Genomic DNA, 18,144 nt, shown 5'->3' with positions numbered 1-18,144 from the left:
CCACGGTTTTTGTTCAGGAGACACCGGTGACCACTGCCTCGCGATCCCAACCCCACGCGGGGACCCGCGCCGAGCTTGAACCGGTGCCGTGGGAGGTATGGCGCCTGGCGTTCGTGGTCGTGATCGGCTCGTTCATGTCCACGCTCGCGTCATCCCTGATCAACGTCGGGGTAAAGAGCATTGCCCGCTCCTTCCACGCTCCGTTGACCCAGACCCAGTGGCTGAGCAGCGGGTACATCATCGCGTTCGCCGCCGCAGTGCCGCTCACCGCCTGGGTCAGCCGTCGCGTCGGCGCAGGCCGGTTGTGGTTGCTCGCCCTGACCGCCTTCGTGATCGCCTCCGGACTGTGCGCCATCGCGCCGAACCTGCCGGTACTGATCGGACTGCGTGCGGTACAGGGATGCACCGGGGCATTGCTGCTTCCCGCCGGGCAGACCATCATCGGCCAGGCCGCCGGACCCGAACGGATGGGCCGGGTGCTGAACATGACCAAGATCGTCTCCGTCCTCGGCCCCGCCGCCGGACCCGCCCTCGGCGGACTGCTGATCGGCGACCTGTCCTGGCACTGGCTGTTCCTGGTCAACCTGCCCGTCGGCGCGCTCGCCATCACACTCGGACTGCGCCTGGTCCCCCGGGGCACACCACAACACGGACGGCCGTTCGACATCCTCGGCTTCGCCCTGATCGCCTCCGGCCTGCCCCTGGTCCTCTACGGGATCACCGTCATCAGCCGCGCCGGCGGCCTCACCGACCCGGTCGCGCTCGGCACCCTCACCGGTGGCCTCGTCGCACTCGGACTGTTCATCGGGCGCAGCCTCACCGCCGACCACCCGCTGCTGGACCTGCGACTGTTCACCAACCGCATCTACACCGCCGCGATCTCCTCAGTGTTCTTCACCGGAGCCGCCCTGCTCGGCACCCTGATCCTGCTGCCGCTGTACTGGCAGATCCTGCGCGGGCAGGGCGTGATCGACACCGGCCTGCTGATGTTCGCCGTCGGCGGCGGCACCGCCATCTCGATGCCACTCGGCGGCGCCCTGACCGACCGCACCGGCGGAGGCCCCATCTCCATCGTCGGCCTTGCACTCAGCATCGCCGGCGTCGCGCCGATGGTGTTCCTGCCCGCCGACACGGTGTTCCCGCTCGTGCTCGCCCTCCAAGCCATGACCGGATTCGGCCTCGGCCTCGCCGCGATGCCCGCACTTGCCGTCGCCTACAAAACCGTCCCACGTGACCGGCTCCCGGACGCAACCTCGCAAGCCAACATCATCCAGCGCGTCGGCGGGTCCCTCGGCACCGCACTGTTGGTCATCATGCTCGAACGCAGCGGCGCCCCTAACGTCGCCTCCTTCCACACCACCTTCACCTGGCTCACTGCCGCCAGCATCATCGCCCTCGGCCTGGCCGGTTGGCTCACCCTCGAAGAAGCGCGACGCCGCAGCAAGACCCATGACGCTCAGTGACGCCGAGATTGCCGCGATGACCGAGAATGAGCGCCGCGAACTGATTCAGCGCTTGATGCAGCCCACCGACAAGCTCATCAACGTTCAGCGCATGACCTGGGTGCTTCGGCTGCGGCTGACCATGATGATCGGCGGTTGCATCGTCATGCTGCCCTGGATGGTCTACCTGAGACTCACCCTGCCCGGCCAGTACACGGCACCCGACTGGCAACTGACCTGGCTGGGCTTCGACTGCATCCTGGTCATGCTCATGGCACTCACCGCAATCCTCGGCCTGCTGCACCGGATGGCGGTGATGCTCACCAGCTTCGCCACCGGCGTACTCATGCTCTGCGACGCGTGGTTCGACATCACGACCTCCAACGGTCACAACCGGCCCAGTGCACTCCTCCTGGCAACACTCATCGAGATCCCAGTCGCGGCAATACTGATCTCCATCACGTTCATGAAGATGCATGTGATCGCCGCCCGGCAATGGCTGACCAAATCCCATATCCGGGTCTGGCGGCTGCGCATACACCACTGACATGCATAGCCATAGAGGTCAGTGTCCCGGCGTCGCGCCGATGGTGCTCCTTCCAAGCAGCATAATTTTAGTGTCGGCAAGATCGGAAGGCCTCCAGCCAACGCCCTCCCCTAGGCCGCTGACGCGCACAAGGCTCGAACCCTCGCCAACTATTCGTCGGGCAAGGGTTCGAGCCTTGTGCGTGGAGTGGAGCATAGGGGATTCGAACCCCTGACCTTCTCATTGCGAACGAGACGCGCTACCAACTGCGCCAATGCCCCAGAAGCGAGAACAACTTTAACACCGCGAGAGCGATCGGCTAAATCGGCCCCGCCCGGCGCTGCAGCTCGCGCGTTGCCGCTCAGCCGGCGCGGAAGACCGAGGGCAGATCGTCCAGATCCTGGTCGAGCGCCAGCCCGTCGAAGGGCAGGTCCTCGTTGGCCACGTGCTCGTACGACTTGGGGTCCGTGGTCGCTGCGGGCGCCGGTTGCGGACGCTCGGGCGCGCGTTCCTTCATCGTGTATGTCGGGGGCGGCACCGCCACCGGACGCCACCCATCGGCCGACTGCGCTGCCGGCATCTGCGGGGCAGCCGGTGCGGCAACGGCCGGGGCGTCACCGGCGCTGATGTCGAAGACCTGCTCCTGACGCGGCTGCGGCGGCGCGGGTGCCTCGACGACCGGGGCCGGCATGGTTGCCTTGGCGAGCGGCACCACGTCCTGCGCGGGTGCTTGCGCCGGTACGACGGTGGCCGAACGGCGCGGCAACCGCACAGCCGCACGGCGCGGGCGGCCTGCCTTCATCGGCGCGTTCCGGGTCACCGGCACACCGCGAGAGCCACGGGCTGCCGCGGCTGCCAGGGCCGACGCCCGGCACCAGAAGAAGGCACCACCGGACGCGATCAGCATCAGCACGGGAGACCACCACGGCAGCGCGCCGAAGGGTGCGCACACCACGGTGATCAGCAGCAATGCGACGCTGAGGATGAGCGCGATAGCACGCAGTTTCGGCGACCCCGCTGTCACGAGGGTGCGCCCGACACGCTCCAGGCCGCCGCGGCCCTCGGGTCGCGACTCTGGCTCGTGGTCGGTGACGGGGGGCTGAGGTTCTCCGGTCATGACGGTCCCTGCTCGCAGTGACGGGCGCGGCACGCGGGTGCGAGCCGGCTCTGCGGGTTGCCCACTGGACGGGTCGGCGACCTGCTCCAGGACGCCGACCCCGGTGGGATGCTCGCGGCGTTCGAGCACCCGCATGGCATCGCTGAATTCGTCGACCGAGCGCGCCGTGGCGAGCGCTTCCCGCCGGCGCACCCAGTGCTGCAGGAGGTAGGCGGCCCAGATGATCACGATGGCCAGGAAGATCAGGCTGCTCGACTGCTGCACGGGACAAGACGTTAGAGCCAAAACCGTTGCAATCCGTGAACGTCCGCGGTGTGTCGCTTGCTTGCACAGCAACCCGCAGCGTGCCACGCGTCGCCGCATTCGGTGAGATCGCTTGTGCGGCATACGGTTTGACGCCCGCCGCGACATTCACGCCGGTGTGCGGCGGTCACCGGCCGTCAGCCGGTGACGCGGCGCCGGAATCGCTCGACCATCGTCTCGGTCGGCAACTCCTCGGTGGTGACTGCGAAGGTCACATGGTCATGCCAGGCGCCGTTGATGTGCAGGTAGCGGCGGCGCAGACCCTCCTCCCGCAACCCGAGTTTGGCGACGACGCGCAGACTCCGGGCGTTGTCCGGGCGGATATTGACCTCGACCCGGTGCAGCCCGACCGGCCCGAACGCGTGGTCGATCAGCAGCGCGAGCGCGAACGGCGTAATGGCCCGGCCGGCATAGCGTTCGGCGATCCAGTAGCCGGCCGATGCGGAGAGCAGCGCGCCCCGGGAGATGCCGAAGAGGTGCATCTGACCGGCCAGCACCCCGTCCACCTCGACGGCGAAGGGGAGCAGCCGGCCGTCCCGGGCCTCGCCGTCCTGGAAGTGCACCATCTGCGCGAAACTCATCGACGCGGCGACCTCCGAGCCCGGCGCGGTGGAGTCCCACGGCCGGGTCCAGCCGGCGTTCGCCGCCCGAAGCTCGAGGAACTCCCGCTTGTCAGCGCGAGCTCGCAGGCCGCGCAACAGGATTCGCGAGCCATTCCACTCCCCCACTGTCGTAGCGGGCCACCACCGGGAGCTAATGGTCGCCGCCGTCCAGCTGGGCGATCGCGTGCGGCAGGACCTCCCGCAACAGCGGCAGCGCGTCACGAACTCCGCCGGTCGAACCCGGCAGGTTGACGATCAGCGCCTTGCCGGCGGCCCCGGCGATGCCACGCGACAGGCACGCCGTCGGTATGCCGCCCGCCGCCCCTTCCGCTCGCAGTGCCTCGGGGATGCCCGGCACCTCCCGGTCCAGCACGGCCCGCGTCTCCTCCGGCGTGCGGTCGGTCGGCGAGATGCCCGTGCCACCCGTCGTGAGCACGACCCGCGCGCCGGCGCTCACCGCTTCGCGCAGCGCCGCACCCACTGGTGGACCGTCCGGCACGACCGTGCGGGTGACGGTGAATCCCCAGTCCTGCAAGGCGGATTCGAGGATTTTGCCGGACCTGTCGTCATACACCCCGGCGGACGCGCGGTTGGAGCAGGTGATCACCCAGGCAGTGTTCGTTGGTCGCTCGCTCATGGACCAACCTCCCGCCAGTCGCCGGACCGGCCGCCCGATTTCGCGGTCACGCGCACGTCGGTGATCCGCCCGTGCTTGTCGACCGACTTGATCATGTCGATGAGCGCGAGCGCGGCGACGGTGACGCAAGTGAGCGCCTCCATCTCGATGCCGGTGCGGTCGGCCGTGCGCACCGTCGCCTCGATGTCGACTCCGTCGTCCTGCACGGTGAGGTCGACCGACGCGGCGTGCACCGCCACCGGGTGCGCGAGGGGCACGAGATCAGGAGTGCGCTTGGCCGCCTGGATGCCGGCGATGCGGGCCACGGCGAGCGCGTCGCCCTTGGGCACGGTTCCTCCGCGCAACGCCTCGATCGCCCTGGCGGACAACAGGACCCGGCCCCGCGCTTCGGCGACCCGTGCGGTCACCGCCTTACCGCTCACGTCGACCATGTGCGCCGTGCCGTCCGCGCGGACGTGGGTGAGTCGCGGCTCTGTCACATCGTGGGGTGAGTTCATGCCAGCCCGTCCAGGGGTATGACGCGAAGCGTCTCGCCGACCGCGACCTCCGTCGTGCCGGCGGGGACGATCGCGAGCGCCTGCGAGCCAGCAAGCCCGCCCAGCACATGGGAGCCCTGTCCGCCGATCGGCCGGACCATCCGGCCGTCCTCGTCGAAGACGACCCGGGCGAACTGCTGGCGACCGGGCGGCGAGGTCCAGTGCTCGGCCACAGCGGCCTCGACCGTCGGCACCTCCGGGTCACGTCCGGCGAGCACTCGCGCCGCGGGCGCGACCAGCAACAGGAACGACACGAGCGAGCTGACCGGATTGCCCGGGAGAGCGAAAACCGGTGTGCCCGAGACGGTTCCGAAGCCCTGCGGCTTCCCCGGCTGCATGGCCACCTGCACGAACTCGAAGTCGTCGCTGCCGGTGAAGGCGAGCTTCACCGGTTCGAACGCTCCGGCGCTGACGCCGCCGCTGGTCACGATGAGATCGGCGGCGCCGGTCAGCTCCTGCACGGTGGCAAGCAGTGCTTCCGGAGAGTCGCCACTGCGGCATACAGCGGCGACGTCGAAGCCACACTCCCGCGCGAGCGCCCCGAGCATCGGGCCGTTGGAGTCGACGACCTGTCCGTGGCCGGCCGGCTCGCCGGGCGCCACCAGTTCGTCGCCCGTGCTGACGATCGCCACCCGCGGCCGCGGGAACACCGAGATCTCACCGACGCCGGACGAGAGAAGCACCGGCACGTGCCGCGGCTGCAACCGCGTGCCCGCGGGCAGCACCTCGTCGCCGGGTTGCACGTCCTCACCGCGATGACGAAGCGCCGTGCCGGCCGGGACGGCCTCGCGCAGCCGCACTTCCTCCAGCCCGCCGTCGGTCAGCTCCACCTGCACCACGGCATCCGCGCCGGTGGGCAGTGGCGCGCCGGTCATGATCCGCCAGCAGGACCCCGGTGCCAGTTCCAGCGACCGTGTGTCACCCGCGGGTATGTCGCCGGCGACCGGCAGCACGACGGGCGTGTCCGGCGTGGCGCCGCGCAGGTCAGCGGACCACACGGCATACCCGTCCATCGCCGAGTTCGTGAAGCCGGGCAACGACACCGAACTGTGCACCGGCTCAGCAGTCACCAGACCGAGCAGGTTCGCCACTTCGGCGACGGGCCGCCGCTCGGCGGGCAGCGGCCGCGCGGAAGCGAGCACCCGCTGCTGGTATTCGTCGAAAGTCAGCACCCGGCAAGCGTATCCACCGGCGCGTGCGACGCGCATGTCCGGCGACCGCCAGGTAGCGATGCCGAAGCAGCCTCAGTGCCCGAGGTGTTCACCCTCGTCGTCTTCGGCATGGGGGCGTTTGCCACGCCCCTCGTCGGAGTCGACCCAGTCCATCAGCCAGCCGCGGAACTCGGCGCCGAAGTCGCGGTGCCGCACAGCCAGCCGGACCATGGCTTTGAGGTAGTCGAGGCGGTCGCCGGTGTCGTAGCGGCGGCCGTGGAAGACGACCCCGGTGACACCGCCACCGTCCCGGTGCGGGTCCTGCGCCATCTCACGCAACGCGTCGGTGAGCTGGATCTCCCCGCCCCGGCCCGGTGCGGTGTGGTCCAGCACGTCGAAGATCTGCGGCGCCAGGACATACCGCCCGATGATCGCCAGGTTGCTCGGCGCATCCCCGACAGCCGGCTTCTCCACCAGCGTGTCGACCCGCACCACGTCCCCATCCGCGGTGTCACCGGCACCAGGCACCGGCGAGACCGCGGCGCACCCGTACAGGTGGATCTGGTCCTCCGGGACCTCCATCAACGCCACGACCGACCCGCCATACGTCTGCTGCGCCCGGATCATCCGCTCCAGCAAACAATCACGTTCGTCGATCAGGTCATCACCCAGCAACACCGCGAACGGACTGTCACCCACGTGCGTGCGCGCACACAACACCGCGTGCCCCAGACCGAGCGGCTCGCCCTGGCGGATGAAATGCACGTTGCCGAGGTTGGCCGACTTGCGCACCCGCTGCAGCCGCAACTGGTCGCCCTTGCGTTCCAGCGCCTGCTCCAGTTCCCAGTGCCGGTCGAAGTGGTCCTCCAGCGCCGCCTTGTTCCGCCCGGTCACCATCAGGATGTCGTGCAGCCCGGCCCGCTCGGCCTCCTCCACGACATACTGAATCGCCGGCTTGTCCACCACCGGCAGCATTTCCTTCGGGATCGCCTTCGTCGACGGCAGAAACCGGGTACCAAGCCCCGCCGCCGGAATAACCGCCTTGCGCACCGTGGGCTGCCCCTGAGACGTCATGGCGGTCAGAGTAGGGCACGGCGACTGGGTCCGCGCACGCAAACCGGAGAGAATCAGCTGTATGCCGAGCCTCGTCCTGCCGCCCGACAAGCCCACCGCGCGGCGCGTGGTGCGTGACGCGCGTCGCCGCCGACGTGCTCACGCCGGCGACGCCGGCTGGGCGGCATACGGCGAAAACCTCGCCCGCGGCCTCGCCAGGTGGCTCCGGGAGCGATCGCTGCGGCCGAAGATCGTCGCCCTGTATGACGCTCTCCCCACCGAACCCCCGACCAGCCAGATCCGAGATGCGTTGATTTCACTCGATGTTCAGCTCCTGGTGCCGATCCTGCTACCCGACAACGACCTGTCCTGGCAGGATCCGGCGACCGGCCGGGATCTCGGCGTGGCCGCCATCGCGACCGCGGACCTGGTGCTGACGCCCGGTCTGGCGGTCGCGCGCGGCTCCGGGCTGCGATTGGGCCAAGGCGGCGGTAGCTACGACCGCGCGCTGCTGCGCGTGCCGGAGCGGACACCCGTCGTGACGATGCTCTTCGACGACGAACTGGTCGCCGCTGTGCCTGCGGATTCGCATGACCTGCCGGTGAGTGCAGTGCTCAACCCCTCCACAGGGGTGACACCGGTCGGCCGCGGCATTTGAAATACTGAGCACACCAACTCCCGATCCTGCCCCGTCTCGCGAAGGAGACCCCTGTGGCCGCCTCCGCCGTCGCTTCCTTCACCACCCACGACCTGGCGATCGTGCTGTTCATCGGCGCGCTCGTGTTGCTCGTCTCGGTCGCCGCTGTCCGGTTCGCGAACCGTTCGGGCATGCCGACCCTCGTCCTCTACCTCGGCATCGGCCTGATCATGGGTGAGGCCGGGTTCGGCATCGGCTTCGAAAACCCCGAACTCACCCAGGTGCTGGGCTATTCGGCGCTCGCCCTGATCCTCGCCGAGGGCGGCATCTCGACCCGGTGGTCGAGCATCCGCCGGTCCGTGGCGCCGGCGGCGCTGCTGGCGACGCTCGGCGTGCTGGTGTCCGTGTTCGTGGTGGGCCTGTTCGTCGTGCTCTTCCTCGGCAAGTCCTGGACCATCGCGCTGCTGCTCGGCGCGATCGTGACCTCGACCGACGCCGCAGCAGTCTTCTCGGTGCTGAAGCGGATCAGCCTGCCGCGCCGGCTGACCGGGGTGCTGGAGGCAGAGTCCGGGTTCAACGACGCGCCGGTCGTGCTGCTGGTCGTCGCGCTCGCCGACGCCGCAACCCCCGGCCGGACGGCGCACGCCTGGTGGGTCGTCGCACTCGAGGCGGCCGGCGAACTCGTCGGTGGCGCGATCATCGGCCTGGCGCTCGGATTCCTCTTCGCCTGGCTCAGCAGGCGCACCGTGCCGGGGTCCTCGGGTCTGTTCTCGCTCGGCATCCTGGCGGCGACGATCCTGGCGTATGCCGCCGCAAGCCTGGTGCACACCAGCGGCTTCATCGCCGTCTACCTGGCGGCGCTCGTGCTGGGCAACAGCAACCTGCCGCATCGCCAGGCGGTCCACGGTTTCGTCCAGTCGGTCGGCTGGCTCGCGCAGATCGGGCTGTTCGTGCTGCTCGGCCTGCTCGCCTCACCGAGCCGCCTCGGCTCCCAGATCGTCCCGGCCGTCGTCGTCGGCCTGGTGCTGCTGCTGATCGCCCGCCCGTTGTCGGTTTTCGCCAGCCTCACCTGGTTCCGCTTCCCGTGGCGCGAGCAAGCCTTCCTGTCCTGGGCCGGCCTGCGCGGTGCCGTCCCGGTCGTGCTCGCGACGGTGCCGCTCACCGTCGGCACGCCGAACACCGAGTGGATCTTCGACCTCGTCTTCGTGCTGGTGCTCGTCTTCACCCTCGTCCAGGTGATGCCGATGCCGTGGATCGCCCGGACGCTGGGCATCGCCGAGGCAGCGCAGGTCGTCGACCTCGACGTGGAAGCCACCCCCCTGGAGGAGCTGCACGCGGACGTTCTGCAGTTGACCGTCGGGGCGACCTCCCGGCTGGCCGGGGTCGAGATCCAGGAGCTGAGACTGCCAGAGGGCGCCAACGTGACCCTGATCGTGCGCGGCGAGCGCGGGTTCGTCCCCGGACCACGCACCGTCATACGACGAGGGGACCAGCTGCTGCTGGTGACCACGGCTCGAGCTCGGGACCTGGCGGTGCGCCGGGTCCGCTCGGTCTCCCGCGACGGCCGTATGGCGGGCTGGTCCACCCCGTTGCGGCCCGAACCGGACGAGTAGCGACCCGCGGATCGGGGCTCCACCGGCATCGCTGTCGGAGGCACCACCGGTGCGCCGTACACTGTCCGCCGTGCCGACCTATGCCTACGCGTGCAAGGACTGCGGGCACTCGTTCGATGTCCAGCAGTCCTTCTCCGATGATGCCCTGACCGTGTGCCCCGAGTGCGGTGGCCAGTTACGCAAGCAGTTCGGCGCTGTCGGGGTCGTCTTCAAGGGATCCGGGTTCTACAAGACCGACTCGCGCGACGCGGGCACGAAGAAGGCATCGGCCGCAGCGAGCAGCGAGTCGTCCAGCGGCGACAAGAAGTCGACCGACACCAAGCCGGCCGACTCCACCTCGTCCTCATCCAGCAGCACGCCCGCCGCCAGCACCCCGGCTGACACGAAGACCGGCAAGGGCTCCGCCGCCTGATTCCGGCGGTTGCCGTCCACAGCCCTGCGGATCGACGGTGCTCGTCCACCGGATGCCTCCCTGCGGAGCATCGGACCTGACCGGCTGACTAGCCTCGGCTGCATGGCATCAGCGCAACGGGCCGACGTCGGCGTCATCGGCGGGTCCGGGTTCTACTCGTTCTTCGACTCCCCCGAACGCGTCACGGTCGAGACACCCTTCGGCGCGCCGAGCGACGACATCGTGATCGGTGCCGTCGACGGTCGACGTGTCGCTTTCCTGGCCCGGCACGGCCAGGGGCACCGCTATCCGCCGCATCTGGTCAACTACCGCGCCAATCTGTGGGCGCTGCGCTCGGTCGGCGTGCGGCAGGTGCTAGCGCCGTGCGCGGTCGGCTCGCTGCGCGCCGAGCACGGACCGGGCACCCTGGTCGTGCCCGACCAGGTGGTGGACCGCACGTCCGGCAGGGCGCACACGGTCTACGACGAGGTCGGGCCGGTCGTGCATGTGTCGTTCGCCGACCCCTACTGCCCGCGCGGCCGGGACGCGTTGCTGACAGCCGCGAGCGGCCGGTTCGAGCGCACGGTGGATGGCGGCACCCTCGTCGTCGTCGGCGGCCCCCGCTTCTCCTCGCGCGCCGAGTCGCAGTGGCATCAGGCTGCCGGCTGGTCGGTCGTCGGGATGACGGGTATGCCGGAAGCCTCCGTCGCACGCGAGCTCGCCATGTGCTTCAGCACCGCCTGCCTGGTGACCGACAACGACGCCGGCATCGAAGGCGGCGAGTCGGTCACCCACGCGGAGGTGATGCGTGTCTTCGAGCGCAACATCGGCGTGCTGAAGGATGCCCTGCGAGACGCCATTGGCCGGCTGCCGGCAGCGCAGGACGACGAGTCAGCTACGTGCGCCTGCCGCCGTGCGCTGGACGGTCAGGAATTGCCGATCCAGTTGCCGTCATGACCACACGCAGCGAGCGACCCACAGCACGTCCCGGTCGGCGCCGGCTCCAGGGATTGCTGCCGCACACCTGGCAAGGAGACGGGCGGGAGGCGCGCTGGCGACGATCGCGCGCCCGGCGGGTACTCGCCGGACTGTTCGCTGGCGCCGCCGCGCTGGCCGTGGTCGGCGCGCTGCGACCGACCGGGCCCGCCACCCACCCGGTCGCCGTCGCCGCACACAACCTGCCCGCCGGGAGCCGGCTGACTACGGGCGACGTGCGTGAAGTGCGCTGGACCGCCGCCGATCGAGTGCCGGCGGCGCTACCCGCGAGCTCGGTGGCGGGCACGGTGCTGACGGCGCCGATCGCAGCGGGTGAGCCCTTCACCCGCACGCGGGTGCGGGCGGTGCGCGGCTGGACCGGCCAGCAGCCCGGTCAGGTCATCGTGGGGGTCACGTCCGGTGACGGCCCGCTGATGCGTGTGCTGCGACCGGGCGACCGGGTCGATCTGATCGACACCGGCAAGGGCACGACCATCGCCGCCGGCGTCACGATTGTGTCGATGCTCGCGCCGTCCGTGGCCACCCACACACGCAGCGTCGCAGGTGACGCCGCAGCCGAGGGGACGCCATCCGCACTGGTGGCCGTCAGCCCTCGTCAGGCGGCGGCGATCGGGTCGGCGGGCGCGGCACGATCGGGAGGGCTGGGCGGCGGCATACAACTCGCGCTGCGGGCACAAGACTGACCCGCAGCAGCCTCCGTACCACACTTCAGCACTGCACACCGGTGTTTCGCAGTCATTGCAGGCGGCACGTTCGGTAGGGTTCCTGCGACCGAGCATCTACCCTCCTTCGTCAAGGATCACACTCATGGCAGGCTTCAAGAAATTCCTCATGCAGGGCAACCTGGTCCAGCTGGCTGTTGCCTTCGTCATCGGCGCCGCGTTCTCCACCGTGGTGAAAGCTTTCACCGCGATGATCATGGACCTGATCGGCAAGCTCGGCGGCACGCCGAACTTCAGCTCGTACCAGCCCGGTGGCGTCCACGTCGGTGACTTCATCACCGCGGTGATCACCTTCGTCATCGTCGCCGCCGTCATCTACTTCGGTGTCGTCAAGCCATACGAGGCCTACCGCGAGCGGTTCGCCAAGGAAGAGGAGGCCGAGGTCAAGGAGATCGACATCCTCGCCGAGATCCGCGACGAGCTGCGCGCGCGGTAGTGGCTTGCTGCTGAGAACCCTGCGGCCGGGCCACTGACCCGGCCGCGCGGTGGGCGCGTGTGCCCGATCACGCATGCGAATGGGGGCGGACCTGCGGGTCCGCCCCCATTCGCATGCGTGTCACTCCCAGTGCGGTGGGCGCTGTTCATGCCACCAGCGATCTTGCGCGCTCTCCGGCGCTTCGTCGCTACCGGCCACGCGCCGGGCGGCACCGCCGATGTCGCTGTCCTGGGTCGCGTCGCGGCCGGGCCGACTGGGTTCCGCTGGGCCGTCAGAGTCGGCCGAACCCCCGGATTCAGCGGACTCGTAGGTCCACCGGCCCGCGTCGGGATGCCCGGTGGTCGCGGCGCTACGTGCCCGCCGATGACGCCGTCGGCGCGGCTGCGGCTCTGCCGGGTCACCGGTCTCGTCAGTCATCGCCGGCCAGCGATGGGTTTGCCATGGTTCCGACGCTATCTCATCTGCGGACGAATGTACGGCCCGGATTCCGCCTCGTGGGGCCTCACTGACTGACGCAGTTCCCGCCGGGTGACGCATATGCAATTGCGTCATTCGGCGGGATCTGCGTCACTCGCCAGCAAGCCACGGATTGGTCGCGGCGCGAGTCGCCGCGGTCTCCAGCCGGTCATCGCCGACCGCGGCCGATGCGGCGTGCACGGCAGCCGTCAAGCGCACCACCTCCCGCCCCGGGTCCCTGAAGAGATCACGGGTCCAGACCCGCTCGTGCGCCCAGCCCAGCCGGCGCAACTGCTCGACTCGCAGCCGCTCGCGGTCTCGTGTCGACTCGATCGAGCCGTAGACCGGGCCATCCGTCTCCACCGCGACCAGCAGCGAACCGGGCCGTCGCGGGTCCTCGATCGCCACATCGAGCCGGTGCCGCGAGGTGCCCCAGCCCAGGTGCACGACCAGTCCTTCGGCACGCAGCCGACGAGCCAGGTCGCGGACCAGGGCAGGGATCTCGACCTCGGGGGTCGGTGGCAGCATCGGGCGGTCCAGGACACTGCCCGACGAGGCGGCCCGCCTGCGGCGGCCGTCGGGTCCGCGCACCACGCCGGCAGCGGGCGGCGCGACCGGCTCCGTTGCCGCTGCGTCGTCCGGCTGCACGCGGCGTGCAGCACCACCGGAGGCGGCGTAGAGCAGGAAGTCACGCAACAACAGCCCGCCTCGTGAGTGCAACCGGCCGGGGTGCAGCTCGCTGCCGGAGAACGAGGACACCAGCACCATCCGTCGTCGTGCCCGCGTGATCGCCACGTTGAGGCGCCGCTCGCCTCCCTCCGCGCTGATCGGCCCGAATCGGTGCGGCGCCGAACCGTCCGGCGCCCGGCCATAGCCGACCGAGAGCACGATCGCATCGCGCTCGTCACCTTGGACCCGCTCGAGATTCTTGACGAAGAACGGCTCGGGAGCGTTCTCGTCCAGCAGGGCACCGAGCGCGGGGTCCGCGGCTATCGCGGCCCGGATCGCCGCTTCGATGCGATCGGCGTGGCGCTGGCCGAGCGCGATGACGCCGATCGACTCGTCGGGTCGCTGCCGCGCCTGGTCGAGCACGACCTCGACGACGCGTGCCACCTCGTCATCCGCCGGGTCGGTCGCGCCGGGTTGACCGGTGACGACGTCGAGTCGCACGACCGTGTCGTCCCCGACACCGGGGAAGGTGACCAGCCGCCCGCCATACGTGTGCGCATTGGCGAATGCGATCAGACGTTCGTCCAAAGCCCTGTAGTGCCAAGTCAATTCGCGACCGGGCAGTAAAGGCGTCAGGGCATCGAGGATCGATTCAGCGGTGACCGGACTCACCTCGGCCGATTCCTCGATGCCCCGGAAGAAGCTGGTCGGAGGCAGCTGGCGGCGGTCACCGGAGACCACGACCTGTCCGCCACGAGAGATCGCGGAGATCGCCTCAGCCGGCGGGATCTGCGACGCCTCGTCGAAGACCACGACGTCGAACCACACCCCCGGCGGCAGCACCGACGCCACGAGCAGCGGGCTCATCACCCAGCACGGCTTCACCGCGGTCAGCAACTCGGGCGCCTGCGGCAGCAACTGCCGCAGCGGTTGCGGCTGGCCGGACCGCGCCTGCTCGCGCAGCAGCGTTTCCTGTTCAGGGAGTTCACGCATCGTGCGGCGGACCTGGTCAGCCCATGACGAACGCACGATCGCAACACCTGCGCGCAGGTGCGCCCGGTCGGCGTCCTGGTATGCCGCCACCTGCTCCCGCAGCACTGCGCCGTCCACGTCGCCGTATGCCGGGTCGAGATCCGCAATCCGGGCGAGCACCGCTCTCCACCACACGAATTCGAACTCTGCGGCAACACGCGACGCTGGGACCCGACGGGCCGCCAGATCGTCGATCAACTCCCCCAGACCGTTGGCCCGCAGCTGGTCCAGCGCGCCGATCACGGTCGGAACGAGAGCCAGCCGCTCCGTCGCACCGGCCAGGCGTTCGAGTCGGTCCTGCAGCTGGTCGAAATCGGTGGCGAGCAGATCGTTACCGTCTGCGGTGCCATCCAACCGAGCCGCGAGCCATTCCAGTTCCTCGCGCAACCGCTCGTGATCAGCGACATACCGGGGTATGTCGATCGGCGCGGACGGCCGGGAACCCTTGCCTGCCACCGCTTTCCAGCGTTGCTGCTGACCTGCCGCCAGCACCAGCACGCCGTGCAGATCCGACGGCGGCTGCCCGGGGCGCAACAGCGACTTCGCTTGCTTGCGCAGACGGCGGCGGTCGAGTGCGCCGAGGTCTGAGGGGTGGCTCTTGCGGTAGTCGCTGCTGCCCGTCGCGGCCGCGAGCTGCTCCAGCGGCGCCGAGAACACCTCGGGCCGGAACGTCTCCAGCGTGCCGTGAGCTTCGGTCATCAGCTCAAGTTGCTGCTCCGAGTCCAGCATGGTGCGTGGTGCGGGTAGCCCGACCTTGTCGCACAGCTCAGCGAGGGCCTCCCGGTGCTGCCGCAGCCCACCGCCAGCGAGTCGGGCGACCAGTTCCTCAGTGCGGGCGGCCTGCTGCACGCCGACGACCCGCGCGCCATACCAGGGGTCCGGCTCGTCGTCGGTGCGCCAGGCGCCAAGCTCGGCGACGTCGACCAGCAGACTGCGCAGCTCGAGACGCCTGGTCGCCGAAATCGCGTCCAGGTCAACGGGATCGATGCCGGCGTGCGATCGTGGTGCGGGCTTGGTCGCATAGCAGGCGGCAACCTGCGCCTGCGCCTCGTCGACACTGACACCCCAGGGTTCACGCCGCACGTGCATCGCAATCCGGTGCGCAGCCAGCGCATCACGCAAGGGCAGCAGGTCCGGCTGCTCCTCCTGGCTCACCGCGTCGGCCGCGGCAAGTTCGTCCATCGTGGTCACCAGGTCGCCGACCAGCCCACCCCGGCTGCCGCGGTCCTCGTGCGCGTCCAGCACCAGATCGCGCAGCCCGACCTGGTCGAGCCGCTTGACGACGGCATCGATCGCCGCACGCTTCTCGGCGACGAACAGCACCCGACGCCCGTCCGCGGCGATCGCGGCGATCAGGTTGGCGATCGTCTGACTCTTGCCGGTGCCGGGCGGCCCTTCCACGACCAGATGGGCGCCGGCTCGGACCGCCTCCACCACGTCCTGCTGCGACGCATCCGCGTCGAGCACCAGCCGCTCCATGACCGGGTCGCGATCGACGAGTAGCGGTGCATCCGCGGCGACCTCGACCCGAGCGACCGGGTCTCCGGCCAGCGCTGCAATCACCGGGTGTGCCGACAGCCCCGCCAGCTGATCGGTGAGATCGCGCACCATCGGCAGCTTGGTATAGCTGAAAGTGCCTGCGACATAACGGCGTTCGACCTTAAAGCTGGGGATGGCCGCGCAAGACCGCTCGACGGCATCCAGGGTCGCTCCGACGTCGGCGCGCGATGGGTCGGCGAGGTAGTCGTCCAACGCCGTGCGGTCCAGTGCGATGCCGTGCTCGACCTCGACGTACTTGGCGAAGACCGAGTTGAACTCAACCTCCGAGCCGAGTCGCAGCACCAAGTCCTGCGGCGCCTTCGGCGCACCGAGGATCTCCAGCGGTCGCAGCAGGATCGGGGCGACCGGCCGACGCGGTGCGCCGGGATGGTCCCAGGTCGCCATACCGATGCCGAGGTAGCTGGACGGTATGCCGCGTTCCTCCTGCAACGACTGCGTCCGCGCCCGGAGGGCTCGGGCGCGGCGTTCGGCCTCGGCCAGTGCTGCGGGCTCGCGCAGCAGCAGCCGCAGCGGCGCCGACCCGGACGAGAAGAGCTGGGCCATGCCGGCCGGGTGCGCCCGGGTCAGGTCGAGCGTGGCGCTGGGCAGATCGCGGAACCACAGCAGTGTGTTGCGGCCGCCCAGGTCGACCAGATGCCGCTGCCATTCGGCCACGGCGGCGCGAACAAGCGCGTCCCGGCCCGTCCCTGCCGGGAGGTCGGGCGAATCGGGTTGCGCAGCGGGCGAACTCACTGAGCAAGGCTAACCGGACTCGGGGCGCCTCCCTGCGAGCCACGCCACGGCGCCCGAGAAGAGCCAACTCCCGGGTTCGGGGCTGGTCGTGCCCTACCGTTACCAGGGAAGTTCATCGAGAGCAGGGAACCTCACGGGTCCGGCCGGTTTCGCGCGCCGCCATCCGACCGTCATACCTGGAAGGGAGTCGCATGCTGCGCCGACGCCACCGCCCAAGCCGCCCCGAGCCCGCCATCGACCGCGAGGAGCAGTTGGCCGACAGCGGCGCCCAGCCCGAGCTGCCGACTGCGGCGGACGCGGTCGGGCGCAACCCCAACCAGGGCCTCGACCGGGCCGGGGTGATCAGTCACGGTCTGAAGTGGACCGCGAGCTGGTCCCTGCGCTTCCTCATTGTCGCGGCCGCGACATACGTCGTGCTGTGGATTCTCGGCATGTTCTGGTCGGCGCTACTGCCGGTGGCGATCGCGCTCCTCGTCTCCACGGTGCTGTGGCCACCGGTGCGCTGGCTGCGTTTGCACGGCTGGCCGCCCGCCCTGGCCGCACTCGGTGGTCTCCTGCTGGCCGCGATCGTCGTTGGCGGCATCATCGCCGCGATCGCGCCCACGGTGTCCTCCCAGTGGGGTGATCTGGTCAACCAGGCCGTCGCAGGTGTCAACAAGCTGCGCGACCAGTTGCAGGACGGGCCGCTGCACATCCAGCCCGACCAGATCGACCAGGCGACCAGGAGCGTCACCGCGAAGCTGAAGTCCAGCGGCGACCGGATCGCGTCGGAGGTGTGGGGTGGCCTGACGCTGGCCGGCCAGGTCCTCATTGACGGCGTGGTCGCGCTGATCCTGACGTTCTTCTTCCTCAAGGACGGTCCGCGTTTCCTGCCGTGGCTGCGGGTTTCGGTGGGCCGTGGCGCCGGGGCACACCTGACCGAGGCGCTCACCCGGGTCTGGGCGACGCTCTCTGGTTTCATCCGCACGCAGGCCATCGTCAGCGCGGTCGACTCGATCTGCATCGGCGTCGGCCTCGTGGTGCTGAACGTGCCGCTCGCGGTGCCGCTGGTGGTGCTGACCTTCTTCGGCGGTTTCATCCCGATCGTCGGCGCGTTCGCCGCGGGGACGGTCGCTGTGCTGGTCGCGTTGGTTGCGGGCGGCCTGACCAAGGCGATCATCGTGCTGATCATCATCGTTGCCGTGCAGCAGATCGAGGGTCACGTGCTGCAGCCGCTGCTGCAGAGCCGGTCGATGTCCCTGCACCCCGCGATCATCCTGCTGTCGATCGCCTTCGGCGGAGACCGGTTCGGCATCATGGGAGCGTTCTTCGCCGTGCCGGTCACCGCCTCGATCGCGGTGCTCTGGCGCTATCTCTCCGAACAGATCGATCTGCGCACTGGGGACGCAACGCCGGCCGATCTCGCCCAGCTCACCTCCGAGGGCGAGTATGCCGCCGAACGTGGCGAACACCACGGCCGTGTCCTCGCCCGCCTGCACCGATCGCGGCGCTGAGCGACCGGTCACTACCGCCGAACCGCAACAGGCTGCCGAG

17 protein-coding genes and 1 tRNA gene are annotated in these 18,144 nt (G+C 69.7%); 9 read left to right on the top strand and 9 right to left on the bottom strand.

What is annotated here, in order from left to right:
* The first annotated feature begins 26 nt into the window (after positions 1–26).
* Positions 27–1,463 (top strand): DHA2 family efflux MFS transporter permease subunit, encoded by a 1,437-nt coding sequence (locus tag EFY87_RS06380; protein WP_158607531.1) that lies wholly within the window; start codon positions 27–29, stop codon positions 1,461–1,463.
* Positions 1,450–1,989 (top strand): hypothetical protein, encoded by a 540-nt coding sequence (locus EFY87_RS06375; RefSeq protein WP_123270631.1) that lies wholly within the window; start codon positions 1,450–1,452, stop codon positions 1,987–1,989. The genes EFY87_RS06380 and EFY87_RS06375 overlap by 14 nt, the downstream gene beginning before the upstream one ends.
* A gap of 187 nt (positions 1,990–2,176) precedes the next feature.
* Here the strand turns inward: EFY87_RS06375 and EFY87_RS06370 are convergent.
* The 7 genes from EFY87_RS06370 to galU all read right to left on the bottom strand — a co-directional run bounded on the left by EFY87_RS06370 (position 2,177) and on the right by galU (position 7,388).
* Positions 2,177–2,249, bottom strand: a tRNA-Ala gene (locus EFY87_RS06370).
* Between the two features lie 80 nt (positions 2,250–2,329).
* Positions 2,330–3,349, bottom strand: a complete 1,020-nt coding sequence (locus tag EFY87_RS06365; RefSeq protein WP_123270630.1) for a hypothetical protein — start codon at positions 3,347–3,349, stop codon at positions 2,330–2,332.
* 176 nt (positions 3,350–3,525) lie between these two features.
* A complete protein-coding gene (locus EFY87_RS06360) occupies positions 3,526–4,116 on the bottom strand; it encodes a GNAT family N-acetyltransferase (RefSeq protein WP_123270629.1) in 591 nt (196 codons plus the stop codon).
* Between the two features lie 25 nt (positions 4,117–4,141).
* Positions 4,142–4,627 (bottom strand): MogA/MoaB family molybdenum cofactor biosynthesis protein, encoded by a 486-nt coding sequence (locus EFY87_RS06355; RefSeq protein WP_123270628.1) that lies wholly within the window; start codon positions 4,625–4,627, stop codon positions 4,142–4,144.
* Positions 4,624–5,124, bottom strand: coding sequence for a cyclic pyranopterin monophosphate synthase MoaC (gene moaC, locus EFY87_RS06350; protein WP_123270627.1), 501 nt, complete (start codon positions 5,122–5,124; stop codon positions 4,624–4,626). The genes EFY87_RS06355 and moaC overlap by 4 nt, the downstream gene beginning before the upstream one ends.
* On the bottom strand, positions 5,121–6,335 hold the full coding sequence (locus EFY87_RS06345; protein ID WP_158607530.1) for a molybdopterin molybdotransferase MoeA: 1,215 nt from the start codon (positions 6,333–6,335) through the stop codon (positions 5,121–5,123). Before EFY87_RS06345 ends, moaC begins: the two co-directional genes overlap by 4 nt.
* A 72-nt stretch (positions 6,336–6,407) precedes the next feature.
* A complete protein-coding gene (gene galU / locus EFY87_RS06340; protein ID WP_123270625.1) occupies positions 6,408–7,388 on the bottom strand; it encodes a UTP--glucose-1-phosphate uridylyltransferase GalU in 981 nt (326 codons plus the stop codon).
* Positions 7,389–7,449: 61 nt separating this feature from the next.
* Here galU and EFY87_RS06335 point away from each other — a divergent pair, with 61 nt between their 5' ends.
* From EFY87_RS06335 to EFY87_RS06310, 6 genes are all read left to right on the top strand, one after another.
* A complete protein-coding gene (locus EFY87_RS06335; protein WP_158607529.1) occupies positions 7,450–8,025 on the top strand; it encodes a 5-formyltetrahydrofolate cyclo-ligase in 576 nt (191 codons plus the stop codon).
* Between the two features lie 53 nt (positions 8,026–8,078).
* Entirely contained in the window at positions 8,079–9,617 is a 1,539-nt protein-coding gene (locus EFY87_RS06330) for a potassium/proton antiporter (RefSeq protein ID WP_123270623.1), read from the top strand.
* A 70-nt stretch (positions 9,618–9,687) separates the two neighbouring features.
* Complete coding sequence (locus EFY87_RS06325; protein ID WP_123270622.1) at positions 9,688–10,029, top strand: FmdB family zinc ribbon protein; 342 nt, start codon at positions 9,688–9,690, stop codon at positions 10,027–10,029.
* A gap of 102 nt (positions 10,030–10,131) precedes the next feature.
* Complete coding sequence (locus tag EFY87_RS06320) at positions 10,132–10,965, top strand: S-methyl-5'-thioadenosine phosphorylase (RefSeq protein ID WP_123270621.1); 834 nt, start codon at positions 10,132–10,134, stop codon at positions 10,963–10,965.
* Entirely contained in the window at positions 10,962–11,687 is a 726-nt protein-coding gene (locus tag EFY87_RS06315; protein WP_123270620.1) for an SAF domain-containing protein, read from the top strand. Before EFY87_RS06320 ends, EFY87_RS06315 begins: the two co-directional genes overlap by 4 nt.
* A 124-nt stretch (positions 11,688–11,811) precedes the next feature.
* On the top strand, positions 11,812–12,162 hold the full coding sequence (locus EFY87_RS06310; protein ID WP_123270619.1) for an MscL family protein: 351 nt from the start codon (positions 11,812–11,814) through the stop codon (positions 12,160–12,162).
* A 120-nt stretch (positions 12,163–12,282) separates the two neighbouring features.
* Here the strand turns inward: EFY87_RS06310 and EFY87_RS06305 are convergent, their stop codons facing one another.
* Together EFY87_RS06305 and EFY87_RS06300 are read right to left on the bottom strand one after the other, a co-directional pair.
* Positions 12,283–12,579, bottom strand: coding sequence for a hypothetical protein (locus tag EFY87_RS06305; RefSeq protein WP_123270618.1), 297 nt, complete (start codon positions 12,577–12,579; stop codon positions 12,283–12,285).
* Positions 12,580–12,729: 150 nt separating this feature from the next.
* The gene (locus EFY87_RS06300) at positions 12,730–16,611 is read right to left on the bottom strand and encodes an AAA domain-containing protein (protein ID WP_123270617.1); all 3,882 of its coding nucleotides are present in this window, start codon (positions 16,609–16,611) and stop codon (positions 12,730–12,732) included.
* Between the two features lie 191 nt (positions 16,612–16,802).
* On the opposite strand from EFY87_RS06300, the gene EFY87_RS06295 reads away from it, so the two are divergent.
* Complete coding sequence (locus tag EFY87_RS06295) at positions 16,803–18,104, top strand: AI-2E family transporter (protein WP_123270616.1); 1,302 nt, start codon at positions 16,803–16,805, stop codon at positions 18,102–18,104.
* Positions 18,105–18,144: the final 40 nt, after the last annotated feature.

This window comes from Flexivirga caeni, from assembly GCF_003724155.1.
Lineage (GTDB): Bacteria > Actinomycetota > Actinomycetes > Actinomycetales > Dermatophilaceae > Flexivirga > Flexivirga caeni.
The sequence above is the reverse complement of the archived record's forward strand: the minus strand, read 5'-3'. Positions and strand labels throughout refer to the sequence as shown.

What these genes read in the sequence shown, in the direction of transcription:
- EFY87_RS06375 (WP_123270631.1), top strand. Translation starts at nt 1,450, where the DNA reads ATGACGCTCAGTGACGCCGAGATTGCCGCGATGACCGAGAATGAGCGC.
- EFY87_RS06310 (WP_123270619.1), top strand. Translation starts at nt 11,812, where the DNA reads ATGGCAGGCTTCAAGAAATTCCTCATGCAGGGCAACCTGGTCCAGCTG.
- EFY87_RS06335 (WP_158607529.1), top strand. Translation starts at nt 7,450, where the DNA reads ATGCCGAGCCTCGTCCTGCCGCCCGACAAGCCCACCGCGCGGCGCGTG.
- moaC (WP_123270627.1), bottom strand. Translation starts at nt 5,124, where the DNA reads ATGAACTCACCCCACGATGTGACAGAGCCGCGACTCACCCACGTCCGC.
- galU (WP_123270625.1), bottom strand. Translation starts at nt 7,388, where the DNA reads ATGACGTCTCAGGGGCAGCCCACGGTGCGCAAGGCGGTTATTCCGGCG.
- EFY87_RS06355 (WP_123270628.1), bottom strand. Translation starts at nt 4,627, where the DNA reads ATGAGCGAGCGACCAACGAACACTGCCTGGGTGATCACCTGCTCCAAC.
- EFY87_RS06320 (WP_123270621.1), top strand. Translation starts at nt 10,132, where the DNA reads ATGGCATCAGCGCAACGGGCCGACGTCGGCGTCATCGGCGGGTCCGGG.
- EFY87_RS06305 (WP_123270618.1), bottom strand. Translation starts at nt 12,579, where the DNA reads ATGACTGACGAGACCGGTGACCCGGCAGAGCCGCAGCCGCGCCGACGG.
- EFY87_RS06295 (WP_123270616.1), top strand. Translation starts at nt 16,803, where the DNA reads ATGCTGCGCCGACGCCACCGCCCAAGCCGCCCCGAGCCCGCCATCGAC.
- EFY87_RS06315 (WP_123270620.1), top strand. Translation starts at nt 10,962, where the DNA reads ATGACCACACGCAGCGAGCGACCCACAGCACGTCCCGGTCGGCGCCGG.